Source organism: Frigoribacterium sp. CFBP 8759 (assembly GCF_014841655.1).
GTDB lineage: Bacteria > Actinomycetota > Actinomycetes > Actinomycetales > Microbacteriaceae > Frigoribacterium.
The window spans coordinates 607061-627444 of sequence record NZ_JACYUH010000001.1; the positions used below are offsets into that span (position 1 = coordinate 607061).

19 protein-coding genes are annotated in these 20384 nt (G+C 73.4%); 6 read left to right on the forward strand and 13 right to left on the reverse strand.

The annotated features are described in order from the left end of the window. Window positions 1-181 precede the first annotated feature (181 nt). Window positions 182-925: a CHRD domain-containing protein gene (locus tag IFT79_RS02810; RefSeq protein WP_233568501.1), complete on the forward strand. Its 744-nt coding sequence runs from the start codon at window positions 182-184 to the stop codon at window positions 923-925. A 1-nt stretch (window position 926) separates the two neighbouring features. Further along, window positions 927-1589, forward strand: coding sequence for a class F sortase (locus tag IFT79_RS02815; protein ID WP_056042989.1), 663 nt, complete (start codon window positions 927-929; stop codon window positions 1587-1589). A 72-nt stretch (window positions 1590-1661) separates the two neighbouring features. Here the strand turns inward: IFT79_RS02815 and IFT79_RS02820 are convergent, their stop codons facing one another. The 8 genes from IFT79_RS02820 to IFT79_RS02855 form a co-directional block, all read right to left on the reverse strand. Then, window positions 1662-2855: a M28 family metallopeptidase gene (locus tag IFT79_RS02820; RefSeq protein ID WP_192122854.1), complete on the reverse strand. Its 1194-nt coding sequence runs from the start codon at window positions 2853-2855 to the stop codon at window positions 1662-1664. After that, entirely contained in the window at window positions 2852-4093 is a 1242-nt protein-coding gene (locus IFT79_RS02825) for a hypothetical protein (RefSeq protein ID WP_192122855.1), read from the reverse strand. Before IFT79_RS02825 ends, IFT79_RS02820 begins: the two co-directional genes overlap by 4 nt. Then, on the reverse strand, window positions 4090-4788 hold the full coding sequence (locus tag IFT79_RS02830) for a TenA family protein (RefSeq protein ID WP_192122856.1): 699 nt from the start codon (window positions 4786-4788) through the stop codon (window positions 4090-4092). Before IFT79_RS02830 ends, IFT79_RS02825 begins: the two co-directional genes overlap by 4 nt. Continuing rightward, window positions 4770-5519, reverse strand: coding sequence for a glutamine amidotransferase (locus tag IFT79_RS02835; protein WP_056043001.1), 750 nt, complete (start codon window positions 5517-5519; stop codon window positions 4770-4772). Before IFT79_RS02835 ends, IFT79_RS02830 begins: the two co-directional genes overlap by 19 nt. 75 nt (window positions 5520-5594) lie before the next feature. Beyond that, window positions 5595-6683, reverse strand: coding sequence for a phosphotriesterase family protein (locus IFT79_RS02840; RefSeq protein ID WP_159827359.1), 1089 nt, complete (start codon window positions 6681-6683; stop codon window positions 5595-5597). Beyond that, window positions 6680-7735 (reverse strand): ABC transporter permease, encoded by a 1056-nt coding sequence (locus tag IFT79_RS02845; protein ID WP_192122857.1) that lies wholly within the window; start codon window positions 7733-7735, stop codon window positions 6680-6682. The genes IFT79_RS02840 and IFT79_RS02845 overlap by 4 nt, the downstream gene beginning before the upstream one ends. Next, window positions 7732-8487 (reverse strand): ATP-binding cassette domain-containing protein, encoded by a 756-nt coding sequence (locus IFT79_RS02850; RefSeq protein ID WP_192122858.1) that lies wholly within the window; start codon window positions 8485-8487, stop codon window positions 7732-7734. Before IFT79_RS02850 ends, IFT79_RS02845 begins: the two co-directional genes overlap by 4 nt. Next, the gene (locus IFT79_RS02855) at window positions 8487-9518 is read right to left on the reverse strand and encodes a substrate-binding domain-containing protein (protein WP_123571672.1); all 1032 of its coding nucleotides are present in this window, start codon (window positions 9516-9518) and stop codon (window positions 8487-8489) included. The genes IFT79_RS02850 and IFT79_RS02855 overlap by 1 nt, the downstream gene beginning before the upstream one ends. 255 nt (window positions 9519-9773) lie before the next feature. On the opposite strand from IFT79_RS02855, the gene IFT79_RS02860 reads away from it, so the two are divergent. Further along, on the forward strand, window positions 9774-10799 hold the full coding sequence (locus IFT79_RS02860; protein ID WP_056043012.1) for a LacI family DNA-binding transcriptional regulator: 1026 nt from the start codon (window positions 9774-9776) through the stop codon (window positions 10797-10799). A 24-nt stretch (window positions 10800-10823) separates the two neighbouring features. Here IFT79_RS02860 and IFT79_RS02865 read toward each other — a convergent pair whose 3' ends face one another. From IFT79_RS02865 to IFT79_RS02880, 4 genes are read right to left on the reverse strand one after another with little or no spacing between them, the layout of a single operon-like run. Further along, complete coding sequence (locus tag IFT79_RS02865; RefSeq protein ID WP_192122859.1) at window positions 10824-11936, reverse strand: M20 family metallopeptidase; 1113 nt, start codon at window positions 11934-11936, stop codon at window positions 10824-10826. A 15-nt stretch (window positions 11937-11951) separates the two neighbouring features. After that, the gene (locus IFT79_RS02870; RefSeq protein ID WP_192122860.1) at window positions 11952-13256 is read right to left on the reverse strand and encodes a M1 family metallopeptidase; all 1305 of its coding nucleotides are present in this window, start codon (window positions 13254-13256) and stop codon (window positions 11952-11954) included. Next, complete coding sequence (locus IFT79_RS02875) at window positions 13253-17245, reverse strand: Pls/PosA family non-ribosomal peptide synthetase (protein ID WP_192122861.1); 3993 nt, start codon at window positions 17243-17245, stop codon at window positions 13253-13255. Before IFT79_RS02875 ends, IFT79_RS02870 begins: the two co-directional genes overlap by 4 nt. Then, window positions 17242-17919: a 4'-phosphopantetheinyl transferase family protein gene (locus IFT79_RS02880; protein ID WP_192122862.1), complete on the reverse strand. Its 678-nt coding sequence runs from the start codon at window positions 17917-17919 to the stop codon at window positions 17242-17244. The genes IFT79_RS02875 and IFT79_RS02880 overlap by 4 nt, the downstream gene beginning before the upstream one ends. A gap of 152 nt (window positions 17920-18071) precedes the next feature. Between IFT79_RS02880 and IFT79_RS02885 the strand changes: the two genes are divergently transcribed. The 3 genes from IFT79_RS02885 (at window position 18072) to IFT79_RS02895 (ending at window position 19593) form a co-directional block, all read left to right on the forward strand. Further along, complete coding sequence (locus tag IFT79_RS02885; RefSeq protein ID WP_123571676.1) at window positions 18072-18341, forward strand: hypothetical protein; 270 nt, start codon at window positions 18072-18074, stop codon at window positions 18339-18341. 70 nt (window positions 18342-18411) lie between these two features. Next, window positions 18412-18888 carry a Rho termination factor N-terminal domain-containing protein gene (locus IFT79_RS16815; protein ID WP_056043030.1) on the forward strand — a complete coding sequence of 159 codons (477 nt, stop codon included), beginning with the start codon at window positions 18412-18414 and terminating at the stop codon, window positions 18886-18888. 72 nt (window positions 18889-18960) lie between these two features. After that, window positions 18961-19593, forward strand: coding sequence for a Pr6Pr family membrane protein (locus IFT79_RS02895; RefSeq protein WP_123571678.1), 633 nt, complete (start codon window positions 18961-18963; stop codon window positions 19591-19593). Between the two features lie 196 nt (window positions 19594-19789). Here IFT79_RS02895 and IFT79_RS02900 read toward each other — a convergent pair whose 3' ends face one another. Then, window positions 19790-20362 carry a YdeI/OmpD-associated family protein gene (locus IFT79_RS02900; RefSeq protein ID WP_192122863.1) on the reverse strand — a complete coding sequence of 191 codons (573 nt, stop codon included), beginning with the start codon at window positions 20360-20362 and terminating at the stop codon, window positions 19790-19792. Between the last annotated feature and the right edge of the window lie 22 nt (window positions 20363-20384).

The window sequence follows — 20384 nt, forward strand, 5'->3', positions numbered from 1 at the left end:
CCCTCCAGCCTATCCACGCCGTTCGCGGATGCCGACGGGGTCTACGTCCGCTGCGCCTCCGGCGTTCACCGCACCGTCGAGAAAACTTTCTCGGCACCTGGTGAACGCATCGAGGCCCGACGACGTAGGCCCTGTCGAGCGGCACCCGCCCGGGCGCCGCCCCGTCGAGAGGACCCGGAGCATGCCGAAGATGACGCGCACGACCAAGAAGACCGCCATCCGCACCCTGACGATCGGTGGCGCCGCCGCCACCGCCGTCACCCTGTTCGGCGTGACGCCCGCGTTCGCCGAGACCGAGGTGCCCGAGCCCGCGACCTTCACCAGCGCCTACACGGTCATGGCGACGCCCGACCAGGTGATCAACAACGACGGGGTCGCCACACCGGGCGAGGCCGGTGCCACGGGCACGTTCGACTTCCGCGTCAACAGCGACACCGAGGTGATCTGCTACGACATCACCCTGCGCGGCGTCACGGGCGAGTACCAGAGCCCGGCGAAGACCGCGACGCACATCCACGAGGCCGCGAAGGGCCAGGCCGGCCCGCCGCGCATCTCGTTCCCGAACCCGGTCGACCGCGGTGACGGCACGCGCACGAGCAGCGGCTGCCTGCAGGGGCCCTTCACGACCGGCGTCATGAGCGCCGCCGGGGCCGACACGGGCACCGGCTTCAGCCTGAAGCAGCTCGAGGCGAACCCGGCCGGCTTCACGGGCGACTCGCACACGGCCACGTTCGCGGCCGGCGTCGTCCGCGGCCAGCTGACGCAGGTGCCCGTCGGTGGCGTCGACACGGGACTCGGAGGCGCGGCCGCCGAGAGCGCGTCGGCCGGCGGTCTCGGCCTCGCGGCCGGTGGCGCCGGGGCCCTCGCCCTGCTCGGTGCGGGTGCGTACGTCCTGACCCGTCGTCAGCGCGCGGCCCGGGCCTGACGTGCTCCGCTCCCTCCGCCCGGTGGTCGCCGTCGGCGTCGTGCTGGCCCTCGCCGGGTGCGCGTCACCCGGGGTGGTCGCACCGACGGTGACGCCGGCCCCGGGGGCGGGGGCGAGCCCCTCGACGACCGCGGCTCCGTCGGCGACGGGCACCGCACCTCCTGCGGTGGGCGGGGTCGACGGCGGCGGGGTCGACGGCAGCGGCGAGGTGGTCGGCGAGGGCGTCGCTCCGGCGGCCGTCTCGGTGCCGGCCATCGGGCTGGACGCCCCGCTGATCGATCTCGGCATCGCCGACGACGGCGCCATGGAGGTACCCGTGGACGCGGACGACGTCGGGTGGTTCACCGGCGGGGGCCGACCCGGCGGGCGCGGGCCGACCGTGATCGCCGCCCACGTCGACTCGGCGTCGGGCCCCGCGGTCTTCGCCCGCCTCGACGAACTCGTCGTCGGCGACCGGGTCGACGTGACCACGGTCGACGGGGACGTCGTCGGCTACGCCGTCACCGAGGTCGTCGACGCGCCGAAGGCGGAGTTCCCGACCGCCCGCGTCTTCGGGGCGCAGCCGACCGACCAGCTGCGGCTGATCACCTGCGGCGGCGTCTTCGACCGCGGCTCGGGCCACTACGACCAGAACCGGATCGTCTTCGCCGAGCCGGTGGCCTGAGCCCGGCACCCGCCGCCCGCCGACCGGGCACGCGGGCACGCCGGGACGCCACGAGGTGCCGTGCCGGCTGGTCTACAACACCCCGGGAGGCGCGGCCCGCGTCGGTCGCGCCAGGGTCGCCACGAGGTGCTCGACGAGCGGCACGGTCCACGCGACGTTCGCCGCGATGCCGCGGTTCGGTTCGTCGTCGGGCTGGTGCAGGCGGTGCAGGTCGTTGAAGGTCAGGAACGCGCTGGGCACGCCCGCCCGGTAGAACGACGCGTCGTCGGTGCCGGTCGTCGGCGGGAACCGGGTGACCAGCTCGAGGTCGGGCCGGGTGTCCGCGGCGTGCTGCAGCAGCGCCCCGCGGAACGCCGTCGAGAACGCCTCGGGGGCGCCGAACGCCTCGACGAACGATCCGCGCCCGAGCCCGTCGACGTTGAGCACGTAGTCGATGGCGTCCAGTTCGTCGGACGAGGCGCTGTCGACGAAGTGCCGGGACCCGCCCAGGTGCCACTCCTCGGCGGTGAAGAAGACGAGGCGGACCGACGAGACCGGCGGGGCCGCCGCCCACCGCTCGGCCAGCTGCAGCAGGGCGATCGTGCCGCTGCCGTTGTCGTAGGCGCCGACCGTGTTGAAGAACGTGTCGTAGTGCGCGCAGAGCAGCACCGACCCGTCGCCCGTGCCGGGCACGTCGACGACCAGGTTGTCGCTGGTCGCGGCGTCGACCGGGCCGCCGTCGGCCTCGATCTCGACCTCGACGGGCTTGCCGTCGGCGATCCACTCGGTCAGCTGCAGACCGTCCACGCGGCCGATCGCGAGGTGGGCCACGTCGTGGTCCGACCCGGAGGGCAGCGGCTGCGGCGCGGCGGGTCCGTCGTCCCGCGCGTGCAGGTAGGCCACGACGTCCCCGTCGTCCGCCCGCACGACGAACTTCTGCCAGACCATCGAGTCGCCCCAGAGCCCCTGCGGGCCGACGGCCTCGACCGTGCCCCGGCGCGGACCGCCGGTCGACCCGCTCCAGAGCATCGGCCAGGCGGGCAGCTCACGGGCGATCGGCTGCTGCACCGCGACCCGGTGCACGCTGCCCGGCTGCCAGCCGGGCAGCGTCACGGGCTGCCGGGCGACCGGCCACCCGACCGCGGTCAATCGCTGCTCGAGCCAGTCGGCCGCGGCCGCGATCCCTGCGGTGCCGTGGAACCGGGGGCCGTGCTGGACCAGGGCGACGAGGTCGTCGTAGGCGCGTTCCGCGCGCTGCGCCGCGGCCGGGTCGGTGTCGTGGGTCATGTCGTGCCTCTCGGTAACGGCTCTGGGGTCGGGGTCGGTGACGGTGTCGTGGTGGCGGTCGACGACGCGGCCGACGGACCGAGGAGGCGCGGCGCGGCCCCCCGGGCGGCCTGCGCCACCGTCGTGGCGGGCACCCCGAGCAGGTGCTGGGCCACGCGGGCGACGTCGTCCGTCCTCCCCCGGAACCACCAGCTGGCGAACCGGTCGGTGACCGCCTCGGGTCGCGGCCCGAGGACGGGCGTGCCCCGGGCCTCGATCTCGGCGAACCCGCCGAGCCCGCCGTCGTCGTCGTACAGGTGCAGCGAGTCGCCCCGGACCCCCGGGGACGGGTCGGGCTCCTCCGAGTACTCGGCCGACGGGTCGCTGTGGCTGCCACGCACGAACAGCACGGCACGGTCGTCGGCCGGGTCGCCGACCGCGCGCACGTACCCGACGCGTCCGGTGACGTGCGGTGCCGCGAAGCCGATCTTGAAGCGGTCGGCACCGGTCAGCGACACGGCGACGCCGCCGGGCACCTCGGCGAGCAGCTCGCCGACCGGCTCGTAGTAGTCGGTCACCTGGGTGTCGGGCACGGCCGCGACGAACGCCGTGCCGCCCGCCCGCACCTGGTCGAGCATCCACGACTCGGCCTCGTGCGCGCCGTCCGAGGTGATGCCGAGCCGCACCTCCGTCACGTAGCCGCCGTACTCGACGGCGTCGACGAGCGGTGCGCCGCCGGGGCCCCCGGCCGACGCCCCGCGCAGGTGTCGCAGCGGGTGGGCCGCCGGCCGCACGACGAGCGTGAGGTCGGCCCGCACGAGCCCGGTCGGCTCCGTGAACGCCTCGAGCTCGGCGACCCGCGACAGCGTCACGCGGTCGCCCGTGCGGCCGAGGTCGTGGCGGCCGGGGTCGAGCGACGGCGGCATCTCGTAGCTGCCCCAGTAGTCGCTGCGGTCGCGGATCATGTAGGCGATCTCGGGTCCGATCCAGACCCGGTCGCCGCCGACGTTCCAGTCGCACGAGTCGACCAACGCGCCGAACGCGTCGTCGTCGGTGAACGCGTCGGGCAGCCAGTTCTCGGCCTCGCCCTCGGCGAAGAAGGGGCCGTAGACGCGGCCTCCGTAGGACGAGACGACCACGACGGCGTCGGCTCCGACGACCACCCGTTCGGAGGCGATGCCGGCCGCGGCGAGACGGGCCTCGACGGCGCGCAGGTCGATCGCGACCGGGCCGACCGGGTCGACAGTGGGCCCGGTCACGCGGCCACCTCGACGAGGGCGCTCGCGTGGAACGCGTCCTCGGCGCGCAGCATGCCGACGAACCAGGCGGCCAGTCGTGCGTCGGTCACGTCGGCGGGCAGCTCGTCGACCAGCTGGTGCAAGAAGGCCACCTGGGCGCGGAAGCCGTCGGTGACGTGCAGCTCGATCCACCGTTGCACGTCGTCCGGTCGGGGCACGGCACGCTCGACCGCCCGCGTGCACCACCGCAGGTAGAGCGTCTCGGCCGCGGCGAGGCTGGTGACGACCCCGGCGTAGCCGCCCTCGGCGAGTGCCGCCGTCACCGCCCCCTCGAGGACGGAGGCGCGGCGCAGCAGGTCGGTCGAGGTCACGTCGTCGACCGGTCGCGTCGAGAGCAACCGCTCGAAGTACCGGCTCTGCGGACCGACGAGGTCGGCGACGGCCTCGGCGTGGCGCTCGGCGCGGGACCACTCCGGCTGCTGCCAGAGGCAGTAGCCGGCGAGACGGGCCGCCGTCCGGACGAACGCCTGCTCGATCGCGAGGTAGCGACCGAAGGCGGGGTCGTCGAGCGTGCCGTCGGCCATCCGGGCCAGCAGCGGCACCGACGCCGAGGCGTCCAGCTCGGCCGAGCAGCGGGCGACCAGCGCCGCCGCCCGGCCCGTGCCGACGCCCTCGGGCCGGGTCGTGCCCGCCACCGTCAGCGGCCGGTTAGCCACGACACGATGCCGTTGAACACCCGGGCGTAGCCGTCCCACTCCTCGCAGAACGCCGGCGGCGCCCAGTGCGGCGAGCAGTCGCTCGTGAAGACCGCCGTGCGCCCCGCACCGGCCTCGCCGACGACGACGAGCGGGTCGCCGTCGAGGCGGGCGAGCTCGACCGCGCCCGGCTTCACGACGGTGCGGTTGTAGCCGAGCAGCAGCGGCCACTCGGTGCCCGCGCCGCCGAGGGCGGGGTGCTCGGCGTCGAGCACGGTGGCGACGACGCCGGCCGGGCGCTCGACGCGGTCGTCCCCGATCAGCATCTCGACCGGCAGCACGTCGGCGATCTCGGTGCGGGCGTAGCCCGCACGACCCTGCCAGCCCGAGAACGACAGGTAGCCGCCGATCATCAGCAGCGCGCCTCCGGCCTCGACCCAGCGGGCGAGCTCGCGGACGCGGTCCCGACCCGGGATGCTCTTCTCGAAGACGGCGGGCGCGAGCTGCAGCGAGTTGACGCCGATGTCGGACAGCACCACGACGTCGTAGGCGTCCAGCGCCTCCTGCGTCTCGGGGAAGCCGGTGGCGACGAGGTGGGCGGGCAGGTGGACGACCTCGTGGCCGCCGGCCTGCAGGGCCGTGCGCAGCTGCGCGACGCCCTCGGTGTACGAGTGGGCGGTGAACTCGTCGACGCCCTTGGTGTGGGTGGTCGCGGTGATCCAGCTCTCGCCGGCGATGAGGATGCGGGACATGGTGGGGCCTTCCGGTGGTGACGGGACGGTTCGGGACGAGGAGGCGCGAGCGGCTCGGTGCCGCGTCGTCGCCCCTCAGCGGGTCAGGGCGGCGCCCTCGAAGAGGTCGCGGACGTTGCGGGTGCCGACGCCGTGCACGATCTCGGCGTCGACGCCGAGGTCGGTCAGCCGGTCGAGGAACACGGCGGGGACGTACGAGAGGCCGTTGCCGCCGTGCTTGCGCAACATGCTCTTGAGGAAGAGGTCGTGGCTGAAGAGCAGACGGCGGCCGAACCCGGCCGAGGCCAGACGGGCGATGGCCGTGGCCGTCTCGACCGGCGACGGCGACTGCCCTTCGCCGGGCAGGGAGAAGCGGTACGGCATGCCGATCATGTCGAACTCGAGCCAGACCCCGCGCTCGGCGAGGCTGCGCTGGTAGTCGGGGTCGCTGCCGGACGGGTCCATGTGGCAGAGGACGACCGCCGTGGGGTCGACGCCCTCGTCGCGCAGCACGACGTCGAGCACGCGGCCGCCGTGCCGGACGAAGCCGGGCAGGTGCACGAACATCGGCAGGCCGGTCTCGCGTTGCAGGCGGCAGGCCGCGCGCAGCGAACGCTCCTCCCGCTCGGTGAACCCGGGCGAGACGCCGATCTCGCCGATCACGCCCGACCGGGGCACCCCGGTCTCGGCCGGGTCGGCCCGGTACTGCGCGACCAGGCGCGAGGCCAGGTCGTCGACGGTGTCGCGGCCCGTGGCCTCGGGGTGGAACCGCTCGAGGTACCAGCCGCCGCCGGTGACGACGGCGACCCCGCTGCGGCGCGAGATCTCGGCGAGACGGCGGGGGTCGCGCCCCTGTCCGTCCGAGGTCAGCTCGACGACCGTGCTGCCGCCGAGCTCGCGGAACGCGACGAGCTCGTCGACCGCGTCGTCGTCGCCGTCGAGCACGCAGTTGTCGCGGCAGGCGAGCGGACGGTCGCGCAGCAACCAGGCGATCTCGGGAGTGACCGGGGCGTCGAACAGCTCGGGGAAGTCGGGGTCGGGTTCGAGCCCGCCCTCCTCGATGCTGTTGATCAGGTGCTCGTGCGGCAGCGTGTAGCCGAGCCGGTCGCTCGGCACGGGACCGGTGACGGTCTGCACGTCGACGACGGTGGTCGTCTCGACCCCGAACCCTCCGACGCGGCTCATCGGGTCACCCGCTTGCGCACCAGGTCGGTGAACGAGCCGCCCCGCAGGTTGATCCAGATGACGATGATCAGGAGGCTGCCGGTCACGATGGGCACGATGTAGGGGCTCAGGCCGAGCAACGTGAGGCCGTTGGTGATGACGCCGGTCAGGATCGCCCCGATCGCCGTGCCGATGACGCTGCCCTTGCCGCCCAGCAGGTTCGTGCCGCCGATCACGACGGCGGTGATGACCGTCATGGCGAAGTCGACGCCCGAGTTGGCGTCGCCCGACCCCAGTCGGGCCGCGGTGATGATGCCGGCCGCGCCGGCCGCCGTGCCGCTGAGCACGAGGGCCATCATCTTGACGAAGCGGGTGTCGACGCCCGCCCGGCGGACCGACTCCTCGTTCGAGCCGATGCCGGTGATGTACTGGCCGAACCGCATGCGCTGCAGCCCCACGATGCCGACGCCGACGATGATCAGCGCGAGCCAGGCCGGGTACCCGAGCCCGAACAGCCGGCCCTGCCCGACCTGGGCGAAGATCAGCCCCGAGCCGATGGCGATCGAGTAGCCCTTCGTGATCAGCAGGGCGACGCCCCGCACGATCGACATGGTGGCCAACGTGACGATGAACGACGGGATGCCCTGGTAACTCGAGAACCAGCCGTTGACCAACCCGCAGAAGGCTCCGACGGCCAGGCAGATGACGATCACCAGCACCGACTCGAGACCGGCCCGCAGCAGGACCGCCCCGATCACCGAGACGAGGGCGAGCGTCGACCCGACCGAGAGGTCGATCATGCCCGCCGTGATGACGAAGGTCATCGCGACGGCCACGATCGCCGCGGGGGCGACCTGCACGGCGACGTTCCGCAGGTTCGTGCCGGTGAGGAAGGTCGGGGTCGCCACCGAGAAGACGACGATGACGACCAGCGTCACGACGAGCATCAACAGGGTGGACTTGTTGACGCGTTGCAGGGCTTCCCAGCGGCGCTCGCGCACGTCGGTGGAGCCGTGTCCGCGACCCGGCTCGGGGCCGTTGGTGCGGGTGGGGTCAGAGGTCGTCGCGGTCATGCGGCAGCGCTCCCTTCACGGGTGATCATGTCGACGAGCGACTCGATGGTGAGGTCGTCGATGCGGGCGTCGTTGACGCTGCGCCCCTCGTACATGACGGTGATGCGGTCGCAGACCCGGAAGAGGTCCTGCAGCCGGTGGGTGATCAGGATGACGCCGACCCCTCGGGCCGCGACCTCCTTGATGAGGCGCAGCACCGACTCGACCTCGGTGACGGCGAGGGCGGCGGTCGGCTCGTCGAGGATCAGCACGTCGGGGTCGACCGACGCGGCGCGCGCGATGGCGACGGACTGGCGCTGACCACCCGACAGCTGCGAGATCAGCTGGTGCGTGGACGTGACGCGGACGCCGAACTCCTTGAGCACGGCCGTGGCCTCGGCGTGCATCGCCCCGACCTTGAGGAAGGGCCCGACCCGAGGCTCGTGGCCGAGAAACAGGTTGGCGGCGACGTTGAGGCTGTCGCAGAGGGCGAGGTCCTGGTAGACGATGCCGATGTCCTCGGCCTGGGCGTCGCTCGGGGACTGGAACCGCACCTCCTTGCCCTTGATGCTGATGCGGCCGCCGTCGTGCTGGACCGAACCGGCGAGCACCTTCATGAGGGTGGACTTGCCGGCGCCGTTGTCGCCGACCAGGCCGAGCACCTCGCCGCGCGCGAGGCGCAGGTCGACGCCGCGCAGGACGTCGACGGCGCCGTACGACTTGCGGATGCCCTCGAGTTCGACGAGCAGGTCGCCGGTGGTGACGTCGGTCATCAGCCCTCCAGGTAGTACGAGAAGTCGGCCAGGTTGTCGGGCGTGACGATCGTGATCGGCACGTCGACGGTCGTCGGCACGTCGGCGGTGCCGCAGGCCAGGTTGATCGCGGCCTTCGCGGCCTCGTAGCCGAAGCCGAAGGTGTCCTGCTGGATGACGGCCTTCACGTAGCCGTCCTGCAGACCCTCGACGGCCGAGGGCGAGAGGTCCCAGCCGACGATCGTGACGCGGTCCTGGGCGCCCTGGCTCTTCACCGCGGCGATGGCGCCGTTCAGCGCGGGCTCGCCCGTGGCGTAGATGTACTCGAGGTCGGGGTTGCCGGTGAGCAGGTTCTCGGCCGCCGCCTGGGCGTCCTCGTTGACGTTCTGGCCGTCGACGATCGTGCCGATGGTCATGCCGCCGGCCTCGACCGCGTCGGTGAAGCCGTTCTGGCGCTGGATCTGGATCGCGCTGTTGAGCGCTCCGACGACGCCGACCTCGCCCTCGCCACCCGTGATGTCGAGGAAGGCCTTCCCGAGCTGGGCGCCGCCGTCCTCGTTCGCCGTGCCCACGTACGAGTCGATCGCCGAGGCGTCCTCGACCGAACCGTCGGCCGCGACGACCGGGATGCCGGCCGCCTTCGCCGCGGTGAGCGCCGGGATCAACGCGGTCGCGTCGACCGGGTCGACGATGAGCGCGTCGACCCCCGAGGCGACGAGGTTCTCGACGCCCGAGACCTGCGTGGCGCTGTCGTTGTCGCCGCTGACGATCTGCAGGTCGGCACCGGCCTCGTCGGCGACGTCCTGGACGCCCTCGTTCATCTGGGTGAAGAAGGCGGTCTGCTCGTTGATGTCGACCATGCCGAGCTGCAGGGTGCCGCCGCCCTCGGGGGCACAGGCCTGGGGGACGTCGGTGGGGGCCGGGCGGGTCGAGGTCGAGCCGCCGGACGCGGAGCCGGAGGCGGTGGTCGAGGACGAGTCGCAGCCGGCGAGGGTGCCGATGGCGATGGCGCCCACGGCGAATGCGGCGAGGACGGTACGGGTCGTGGGCATGAGGAGCCTTCCTGGGGAGGACGAGGTGGAGCATGCGGGACTGGCGAGGGGGCGATCTCGGTGGGGTCGAGATCGACGGGCAATCGATTTCCGTCGGGAACTGCGTCAAGAGTGACGCCTCCGTGTTTCGAGTGTCAACACCTTTGTGTTTCCGACGTGTAAAAGTGATCTCGAGCGGGCAATCGGTTTCCCGCGAGGGGACGATACGATGACGGCATCACCCGTCGTCCCCGGCGGCCACGCCCTGAGGAGCCCATGAACGCCGTCACCATCTCGGACGTCGCCCGCCGGGCGGGCGTCTCCGCCGCGACGGTCTCGCGCGTCATGTCGGCGTCGCGCCCGGTCGGCCGCGAGGTCGAGGCCCGCGTGCGGCTGGCGGCCGACGAGCTGGGCTACTCGGGCAACGGCATCGCCCGCGCCCTGCGCACCCGCCGCACCGACACGGTCGGCATGGTCGTCCCGAGCATCCTCAACCCGTTCTTCACGACCCTGGTCGACAGCCTCGAGAGCGCGCTGCACGGCGAGGGCAAACAGCTGTTCCTCTGCGACTCGCGGCAGGACCCCGCCGTCGAGGCCGAGCACCTCCGGTCGCTCATCGAGCGGCACGTCGACGGCATCGTGGTCAGCCCCGTGCACGACACCGAGAGCGCGGCGGCCGTCGCCGCGTCCGCCCGGGCCGTCCCGCTGGTGCAGCTCGACCGCCGGGTCGACGTCGCCGGCACCGACTGGATCGGCCTCGACGACGCCGAGGCGATGAAGCTCGTCCTGACGCACCTCGCCGGGACCGGTGCCCGCTCGGCCGCGTTCGTGACCTCCGAGCTGACGAACTCGTCGACGACCCTGCGCCTCCGGGGCTTCCGGCACTGGGCGGCCGAACTCGGCATCCGCGAGGTGCGCGACGGGGTCGTGCTCGGCGACTACTCGGTCGACAGCGGCGACGCGGCGGCCCGCCGACTGCTGACCTCCGACGACCGCCCGGACGCCATCGTCTGCGCGGACGACCTGATCGCCATGGGCGTGCTGAGGGCGGCCCGCGAGCTCGGGGTGTCGGTGCCCGACGAGCTGCAGGTCACGGGCTTCGACGACATCGTCTTCGCCTCGTACGTGACCCCGGCCCTGACGACCCTGGCGCAGCCGACCGACCGCATGGCCGCCGAGGCGCTGCGGCTGCTCTCGCTGCGGGGCTCCGACGACGGAGGACTCGGAGGCGCGCGCGTCTCGTTCGCGCCGAGGCTCGTCCGCCGGCAGAGCACGCGGTCGTCGACTCCCGAGCCCGCCTGACCCGTCCGCCCCGTCGGGCGTCGGTCAGTGCTCGACGGCCCACCGCCCGCCGACGCGGCCGAACTGCTCGACGGCCCGCAGGACCGCCTCGACCGACACGGACTCGTCCACCGTGTGGACGACGGTGGGGTCGCCCGGGCCCCAGACCACGACGGGCACCCCGTCCTCGAGCGACCGCACGAGCACCGAGGCGTCCGTGAAGTACGACGCGGGCGCCTCCGAGACCGGGGCGTCGAGCCCGGCGAGCCAGGGATGGTCGCGCGGGGTCCACACCGCGGCCAGGTCGAGGTCGACGCGGACGTCGGTCACCTCGGGCTGGCCACGCCACCAGTCGACGAGTTCGTCGACGTCCTCCCGGACGACGCGCAGGTCGATGCGCGCCTCGCAGACGTCGGGCACGATGTTCGGCACGCTGCCGCCCGACACGACGCCGACGTTGACCGTCTCGCGCCCGAGGTCGGCATGGGACGAGAGGGGCAGGTCGTCCAGGCGCCCGAGCACGGCCACGAGGTCGAGGATCGCGTTGTGGCCCCGCTCGGGCGTGCTGCCGTGCGCGGCGACGCCCGAGGTGCGGACGGTCGCCCAGAGCGCGCCGCGGTGACCGAGCACGACCTGCCCGTCGGTCGACTCGGGGATCACCACGGCCCCCACGCGCAGGCCCGCGAGCAGGTCGACGACGGCAGGAGCCCCGAGGCAGCCGACCTCCTCACCGGTCGAGACGGCGAGCGCGACGGGTGCACCCTGGCGCAGGAGGTCCCGTACGGCGACGATCGAGGCGGCCAGGCCGGACTTCATGTCCGAGGCACCCCGCCCGTACAGGCGGTCGCCGACGGCGGTCGAGGCGAAGGGATCGTGGGTCCAGGCCGAGGCGTCGGTCACCGGGACGACGTCGGCGTGGGACGCGAAGACGAGCAGCGGCCTGTCGGCGCCGACGACCACCGGCGAGACCAGCAGCGCCGTGGGCTCACCGTCGGCCCCGGGGGCGAAGGCGACCCGCGCCTCCTCGACGCCCTCGAACTCCGCGGCGACGCGGCGCAGGACGGCCGCCTCGCCCGGTGAGCCGCTGGTCGAGTCGATCGCGACGAGGTCGCGGAGCAGGGCGATCACGGGCGGTGCGGACAGCGTCGGGGCGGTCATGCCGTCACGTTATCGTCACGGCGACGGCGGCAGGGCCCGCTCGTCGAGCCAGGGACGCAGCAGCGGTCCGACGGGGTGGCCGGAGACGCGGGTGGCGAGGGCGACGAAGTCGGCCGTGGTCGCCACGCCGTGCCGGTGCTCGGCGGTCCAGGCACGCAGCACGTCGAAGAACGCGACGTCGCCGACCGCCGAGCGCAGGGCGTGCACCGCGAGCGCCCCGCGCTTGTAGACGCGATCGTCGAACATCAGGTCGGGGCCGGGGTCGCCGACGAGCAGGTCGCGGGGCAGACCGGCCAGCCGCGCGCGGGTCTGGGCGGCGATGCGCGCGGCCGACGGACCGCCCGAGGCCTCGGACCAGATCCACTCGGCGTAGCAGGCGAAGCCCTCGTTCAGCCAGATGTCGCGCCAGGTCGTCAGGCCCACGCTGTTGCCGAACCACTGGTGCGCCAGTTCGTGCGCGATCAGCCGACGCGACCCGCCCGCCCCGTCGGCGTGGTTCGCCCCGAAGATCGCGAGGCCCTGGGCCTCGAGCGGGATCTCGAGGTCGTCGTCGGTGACGACCACCGAGTACGACGCGAAGGGGTACGGACCGAACCGCTCGACGAAGCAGGCCATCATGTCGGCCACCTCGCCGAAGTCACGACCGATGCGGGACCGCATCGCGGGCACCCCGGCGAAGACGCCGGGCACCCCCGCGAGCACGACCGGCACCAACTCGTAGCGGCCGATCTGCACCGTCGCGAGGTACGTCGCCGTGGGCTCGGGCTGCTCGTAGACCCAGGTCGTGCGGCCGGACCGCGTGTGCCGGTCGGTCAGCTCACCGTGGGCGACGACGGCGTAGGGCTGCTCGGTCGTGACCTGCACCCGGTAGGTCGCCTTGTCCGCCGGGTCGTCGTTGCACGGGAACCAGGTCGCCGCCCCGTTCGGCTGCGAGGCGACGAGTGCGCCGTCGGTCAGCTCCTCCCAGCCGAGGGTGCCCCAGCGGGTGCGGCGGGGTGCGGGCGAGCCCGCGTACTCGACGACCACCTCGACCGGCTCACCCGGCACGGTCTCCTCGGGCAGCGTCACCGTGAGCTTCGTCGCCGACTGCGCGTGACGCGCTTTGCGCCCGTCCACCCGCACCTTCGCGGCACGGAGGCGGAGCAGGTCGAACACGAGCGTGCGGACGGCCTCGGTCGGCACGACCGTCAGCGTCGCCACGCCGTCCAGTCGGTTCGTCGCCACGCGGTACCCGACCACGAGGTCGTACGAGCGCACGCCGTACCCGGTGTTGCCGCTCTCGGGCGTGTAGCCGTCCGGGGTCGCCGCCGGACCGGTCACTGCGAGACGGCGTGGTAGTCCGCGAACGTGACGTCCCGCCACGGGCCGATCGGGTTGCCGCTCCACCGGCTGCCGACGGGGACGACCTCGCCGCGCATGACGAGCGACGCGGGACCGACCGTGGCGTGTTCGCCCAGACGGGCCGCGGGCAGCACGACGCTGTGGGGTCCGAGGGTCGAGCCCGCGGCCAGGGTGACGGTGTCCATGCTCATGATTCGATCATGGAACAGGTGGGTCTGCACGACGCATCCTCGATTCACCGTCGACGCGTCGTCGAGTCGCACCAGGTCGGCCTCGGGCAACCAGTAGCTGTCGGTCCACACGCCGCGACCGATCGAGGCCCCGAGCGAGCGCAGCCACCACACGAGGGCCGGGGTGCCGGCCGCCGCGTGGGCGAACCAGGGGGCCGCGCACATCTCGGTGAAGGTGTCGGACACCTCGCTGCGCCAGACGAACGACGACCAGAGCGGGTGCTCGCCGGCCCGGATGCGCCCGACGAGCGCCCACTTGGCGAGCGTCGTGACCCCGGCGGCCGCCGCCCCGACGGCGAGCATCACGACGCCGCCGACCGCGGCCGTCGCGCCGACCCCGATCGCGTCGACCAGCGCCCACAGTCCGACGACCAGGCCGAGGCCGATGCCGCAGGTGACGACGACGGGCACGATCCGGCTGAGCTCCCACGCGATGCGGGCCACCCGGAGGTGCGTGGCCGGGCGGAAGGTGCGGGTCTCGTCGGCGACGGCGACCGTGCGGCGCAGGCGCACCGCGGGTGAACCGAGCCACGACGACCCCGCCTTGGACTTGCGCGGAGCCGACGAGAGCACGGCCACCAGACCGTCCTTCGGCACCTTGTGGCCCGGGGCGGTCATGCCCGAGTTGCCCAGGAACGCCCGCCGACCGATCTCGGCCCGGGCCACGCGCAGCCAGCCGCCGCCGAGCTCGTACGACGCCACGAGCGTGTCGTCCGCCAGGAAGGCTCCGTCGCGGACGGTCGTCATCGACGGCAGCAGCAGGACGGTCGACGCCTCGACGTCCCGCCCGATCTCGGCCCCGAGCAGGCGCAGCCAGACCGGCGTGAACAGGCTCGAGTAGAGCGGGAACAACAGGGTGCGCGACAGGTCGAGCAGGCGTTCGGTGCTCCAGACCTGCCAACCGACCCTCGACCGCACCGCGAAGGTGCCCTCGGTCACCCCGAGGGCCCACAGCCGGGTGAGTGCGACGACCAGCACGGCGGCCACCAGCCCGGCCACGAGCGTGCCCGGCACCAGGAGGGCGAGGGCCCGCCACCACGCGTCCGTCAGCGAACCCGCACCCCGCACGCCGAGCGCGACGACCGCGCCTCCTGCGCTCAGCGACGCCACCGGCAGCAACGCGACGACGACGGCCGACGCCCCGTAGGCGACGAACCACCGGGTGGGTGCCGGGGGTCGGTCCTCCGGCCACCAGGCGCGAGTGCGGCCGATGCGTTCGGCCGGCGAACCGGCCCAGTGCTGACCCGAGGGCACCCGCCCGAAGACCGCGGACCCGGGCGCGATCGAGGCGTCCTTGCCGATCCGGGTGCCGGGCAGCAGGGTGCTCCGCATGCCGATCGTGCTGCCCGCACCGATGCGGATCGCCCCGATGCGGACGACGTCGCCGTCGATCCAGTGCCCGGCCAGGTCGACCTCGGGCTCGACCGACGCCCCGCGACCGATGCGCAGCATGCCGGTGACGGGCGGCAGCGCGTGCAGGTCGACGTCAGGTGCGATGCGAGCCCCGAGGGCCCGCGCGTAGTAACTGATCCACGGGGCGCCGGCGAGCCCGACCGCCCCGATCTGGTGCGCGACCTGCTCGGCCAGCCAGAGCCTCAGGTGCACGCTGCCGCCGCGCGGATGATCGCCCGCCTCGACCCCCCGGAGGAGGAGGCGCGAGGCCAGCACCGAGATCGCCATGCGTCCCGGCGGGGTCGCGAACACGAGGATCGCGACGACGAGCAGCCCGCCGTCGACCGCCGGCAGGGCGTCGAACCCGCTCCACCAGCGCAGCACGGTGCTCGCGGTCAGGGCGTAGGTCAGCCAGCGCGCACCCGACAGCACGAGGAGGGGCACCCCGAGCAGGGTCTGTAGCCATTGGGTGCGGCGCGGGGTCGGCACCGACCGGTGGAACACGGCCGGCGGGGCCTCGTCGTCGACGTCCGCCACCGTCAGCGCCTCGGCCAGCGCGCCGAGCCGGGGGTGCGAGTAGATCTCGGCGACGGTGAACTCGGGGTCGAGCTCGCGCAGCCGGGCCACGAGCTGGGCGGCGGCCAGCGATCCCCCGCCCAGGTCGAAGAAGTTCGCGTCGGCGTCCGGGACGGGTACGCCGAGGACCTCGCGCCAGCGGTCGGCGACGAGCTGCTCGACCGGGGTCATCGAACCGGCACCGTCGGGCCGGCCACCTCTCCCGTCGCCACCGGTCGACGAGTCGACCAACGGCCAGGGCAGCGCGTCGCGGTCGATCTTGCCCGACGTCTTCGTCGGCAGGTCGCCGGTGACCAGCGCCAGCAGCGGCACCAGCGCGGCCGGCAGTCCGTCCCGGAGGCGGGCGAGGGCAGCGCCTCGGTCGAAGGTCTCGGCCGACGCGACCGCGAGGTAGCCGACGAGCACCTGGTTGCCGGCCGCCGTCGTCCGCACCGCCGCGGCGGCGCCGCCGACCCCGGGCAGGGCCTGCAGCGCGGTCTCGATCTCCCCGAGCTCGATCCGGCGCCCGCCGACCTTGACCTGGTCGTCGGCCCGCCCCTGGAACACGAGTCCGGCCCGGTCGAACCGCACCAGGTCACCGCTGCGATAGGCGCGCTGCCAACCGAGCTGCTCGTGCGGGGCGTACTTCTCCGCGTCCTTGGCGGGGTCGAGGTAGCGGGCCAGGCCGACGCCGCCGATGATCAGCTCGCCCACCTCGCCCTCCGCGACCGGGTCGCCCTCGGCGTCGACGACGGCCACGTCCCACCCGTCGAGCGGCAGACCGATCCTCACCGTCTCTCCGGCACGCACCAGCGCCCCGGTGGCCACCACGGTCGACTCGGTCGGCCCGTAGGTGTTCCACACCTCGCGGTCGTCGCCGACGACCCGGTCGACGATCTCGGGCGGGAGCGCTTCTCCGCCGAAGATCAGCAGCCGGACGCTCTCGAGGGCCTCGTCCGGCCAGAGGGCCGCGAGGGTCGGCACGGTCGAGACGACGGTGATGCCGTGGGTGACGAGCCACGGCCCGAGATCGGCACCCGACCGGACGAGGCTGCGAGGGGCCGGCACCAGGCAGGCGCCACTGCGCCAGGCCAGCCACATCTCCTCGCACGAGGCGTCGAACGCGACCGACAGTCCGGCCAGCACCCGGTCGCCCGGTCCGAGCGGATCGAGCCCGGGCGACGAGAGGAACATCCTCGCCTCGGCGTCGGCCAGGGCGGCCGCCGAGCGATGACTCGCGGCGACGCCCTTCGGCGTGCCGGTCGAGCCCGAGGTGAAGATCACCCAGGCGTCGTCGTCCGGGGTCGGCGACCGGTCGTCGTCGGCGAGCGCCGTGCCCCGCCCGCTGACGTGCCCGGCCGGTGCGGCGAGCACGAGGCTGTCGGGTCGGTCGGCGTCACGCGGGGTGAAGCGTCCCCCCGCCGAGACGATGCCCACGACACCGGCCTCGCCGAAGACCAGGGCGGCCCGCTCGTCGGGGTCGTCGGCGTCGACCGGCACGTAGGCGGCCCCGGCGGCCAGGACGGCGAGGATCGTCAGGTAGAGCGACGAGTCGCCCGAGGGCATGCGCACGCCCACCCGGTCGCCGCGGCGCACCCCGGCGTCGGCGAGCGCGCGCGAAGCGGCTCCGACGCGGACGACGAGTTCCGCGTAGCTCCACGCGCCCCGCTCGTCCTCGAGGGCCGAGGCGTCCGGGTGCTCGAGCGCCGTGGCCCGCAGGACGTCGACGAGCGTCCGGGGTGCGGGGGCCGCGGGCGAACCGGCGATCACGCCGGGCAGTGTCTGGCTCACGGCCGCACGGTAGGGACCCCAGGTGTCACGTCGGTGAACTCGACCGCGTCCAGGGCCGGACCGGCGACGGCGAGGAGGACCCCGGTCGCCGAGCGCCGGTCGTGGACCAGTCCGCGTCGACCGTCCGTGGTCGTGCCCCCGGGCCCGGGCCCCAGACGGAGCGCCGACATCGCGGTGGTCAGCCCCTCCCCCGTCGACTTGAGCAGCGCCTCCTTCCGCACCCAGGCGCGCAGCACGTCCACGTCGACGTCCTCGGGGCTCACGTCGGGCCGGAGGTGCTCGAGCGCACCGGCTGGACGGGCCCCTTCGACGTCGACGCCGACGGGCGCGCCGGCCCGCACCGCCACGGCGGCCCAGCGACCGCTCCGGCTGAGGCTCACGTGCAGGTCGTCCGACGGCACCGGCACCGGCCGACCGTGCGGACCACCGCACGAGCGACAGGCCTCGCGTCCGAACTCGATCGACCCGGCCTCCCGGCCGGTCACGGACGAGAGCAGGAGGCGCAGCGCACGATGCGAGGCCAGGTACCGACGCGCGTCGGTCGCGTCCACGAAGGCCGCCGCGCGGACCCGCTCGTGCGCGTCGCAGACCTCGCTCGCCGGAGGCGCGCCGGCGTCGCCTTCTCGGCCGAGGTCGAGGTCGAGGTCGACCAGCCACACCCGCGCGCCCGTCACGGCAGGCGAGCCTAGCCGCGACCGCACTCGCGCCGCGGGTCCGTTCACCTGCCGTTCTCCGGGTGGGGTGATGATCCGGTCGGCGTCCGTGACCACTCCCGACCGGTCCGGGACGCCCCGCCACCCGTTTCCCTCACCCGAGAGGCCCCCGCATGGCCAAGAAGATCCCCACCGCGCTCGCCGAACTCGTCGACGCCCTCGAGCACCACGCCGAGGTCGTCACGGCGAAGTCGTCGTCGTCCAAACGGCTCGGTCGCGCCACCGCGAAGGTGCGCCGCGCCTCGGCCGCCTACACCGAGGTGGTGGCCGCCCGCACGGGGCAGCCGAACCCGTTCGTGGACTTCCTCGATCCCGAGACGATCGAGTCGCTCCGTGCCGAGCGGGACCGCATCGCGAGCGGCAAGACGACGCCGGTCGACTGACAGCCGTCCCAGGTGGGCGTGCCACGCTCACAGGCACGATTTCCGCACGTTCGAGAGAGGGGCCGATCCCGTGGCCGACCAGAAGAAGCTCAAGAAATCCGCCGCCAAGGCCTACGACAAGGCCGAGGACGCCGTCACCGATGCCCGCGCCGCGGTCGCCGAGGCCAAGCGTCGCGCCAAGAAGCTCGCCAAGAAGAGCCGCCCGTCGGTGAAGCCGCTCGAGAACGCCCTCGACGACGCCACGTCCGGCTTGAAGGACGCCAAGAAGACGGCCAAGGGTGCCGTGCAGGGCTCGAAGGGTTCGTCGTCGAGCGGTTCGTCGTCGAGCACGTCGTCCGCCACCCCGGCCGAGCCGCGCTCGATCTACACGCCGCCCCTGCCCGAGGTCGACGAGACCACCGTCCAGCTGTCCGACGGTCACGACGCCCACGTCGACCTGCACGCGCAGACCCTCGTCGCGCTGCGCGCCCTCGCCCGCACCAAGGGCATCACGAACGTGTCGCGTCACACCAAGGCGACCCTGATCGAGAAGATCGAGCAGGCCTGACCCGGACGCCGGCGTCGACCCGATGACCTCGTGAGCGGCTACGGGTCGGCTCCGCCTCACTAGGGTGAGGACATGACGCGCGCTCAGCTCATGGTCCCGTACCGGTTCGTCTTCGCCGCGCTCGCCCTCGTGGCCGTCTCCGCCCAGTTCGCGGACACCCTCGAGAACGACTACAGCGTCGTCAACTTCTTCTCGTTCTTCACGAACCTGAGCAACCTGTTCGCCGTCGTGGTCTTCACCGTCGGCGGCGTCCGGACGCTGCGCCGCCGTCCCGGCAGCCGGGCCTGGGACGTCGTCCGGCTGATCGCGGTCGTGAACATGGTGTTCGTCGGCCTCGTCTTCAACCTGCTGCTGACCGAGGTGGCCGGCGGCGTGCTGCCCTGGGTCAACGTCGTCGTGCACATGGTGATGCCCGTCGCCGTGCTGGTCGACTGGCTCGTGCTGCCCGTGGGCCGTCGCCTGCCCTGGGCCGCTGCGGGCCTCGGCCTCGTCGTGCCCGTCCTCTACAGCGTGTACTCGCTCGTCCGCGGCGCCGTCACGTCGTTCTACCCCTACCCCTTCTACGACCCGGAGGCGCTGGGCGGCTACGGCCCCGTGGCGCTCTACATGGTCGTGCTGCTCGTCGCACTCGCCGTGCTGTCGGTCGCGCTGGTCGGTCTGGCGCGCCTCGCCGGCCGCTTCTGGAAGCAGCGCTCGCGCCGCTGACGCGACCCGCGCCTCCTGCGGGCGGCATGTCGCGCCACCGCCGCGACGTCACGTCCCGCCACCCCGCCACCCCGCCACCCCGCCACCCCGCCACGATGTAAACGAACCGCCATGAGTTTGCGTGGCGGTTTGTTTACATCGTGGCGGGATGCGGCCATGACGCGACCCGCGCCTCCAGCGCTCGGCCTGCGGCGGCTCAGCGGTAGTGCTGCTCGCCGCGGGCGGCCGCCGCGACCACGTCGCGGATGCGGGCCGCCCGGGTCTCGGGCCGCTTCAGCGCGGCCAGCCGGAAGTACACCCGGAACCGCTCGGTCTTCGTCATCGTCGCGAAGTGCGCCGCCGCCACCGGGTCGGCGTCGAGGGCTGCCTGCAGGTCGTCAGGAGGCACGGCGTCCTTCTGGCGGTAGGCGGCGTCCCAGCGGCCGTCGGCCTTCGCCCGGTCGACCTCGGCCTGACCCGCGGGGGTCATCCGACCCTCGGCGGTCAGGCGTGCGACGTGTTCGCGGTTCACCTGGGACCAGGGGCTGTCCTTGCGCCTCGGTTGGAACGCCGTGAGCGTGAAGTCGTCGTCGAGTCGGCTGGTCTGGCCGTCGATCCAGCCGTGGCAGAGGGCGACGTCGAGGGCCTCCGACCAGGTCATGCCGGGCTTCGTCGACCGCACCTTGCGGAGCGTCAGTCGCACCCCACCCGCGTCGGGGTCGCCCTCGAGGTACTCGCGCCACTGCTCGACCGTCACGTCGAGCACGGGCTTGTCGGCGAAGCTGACCATGCGGCGACCCTACCGGCGGCGA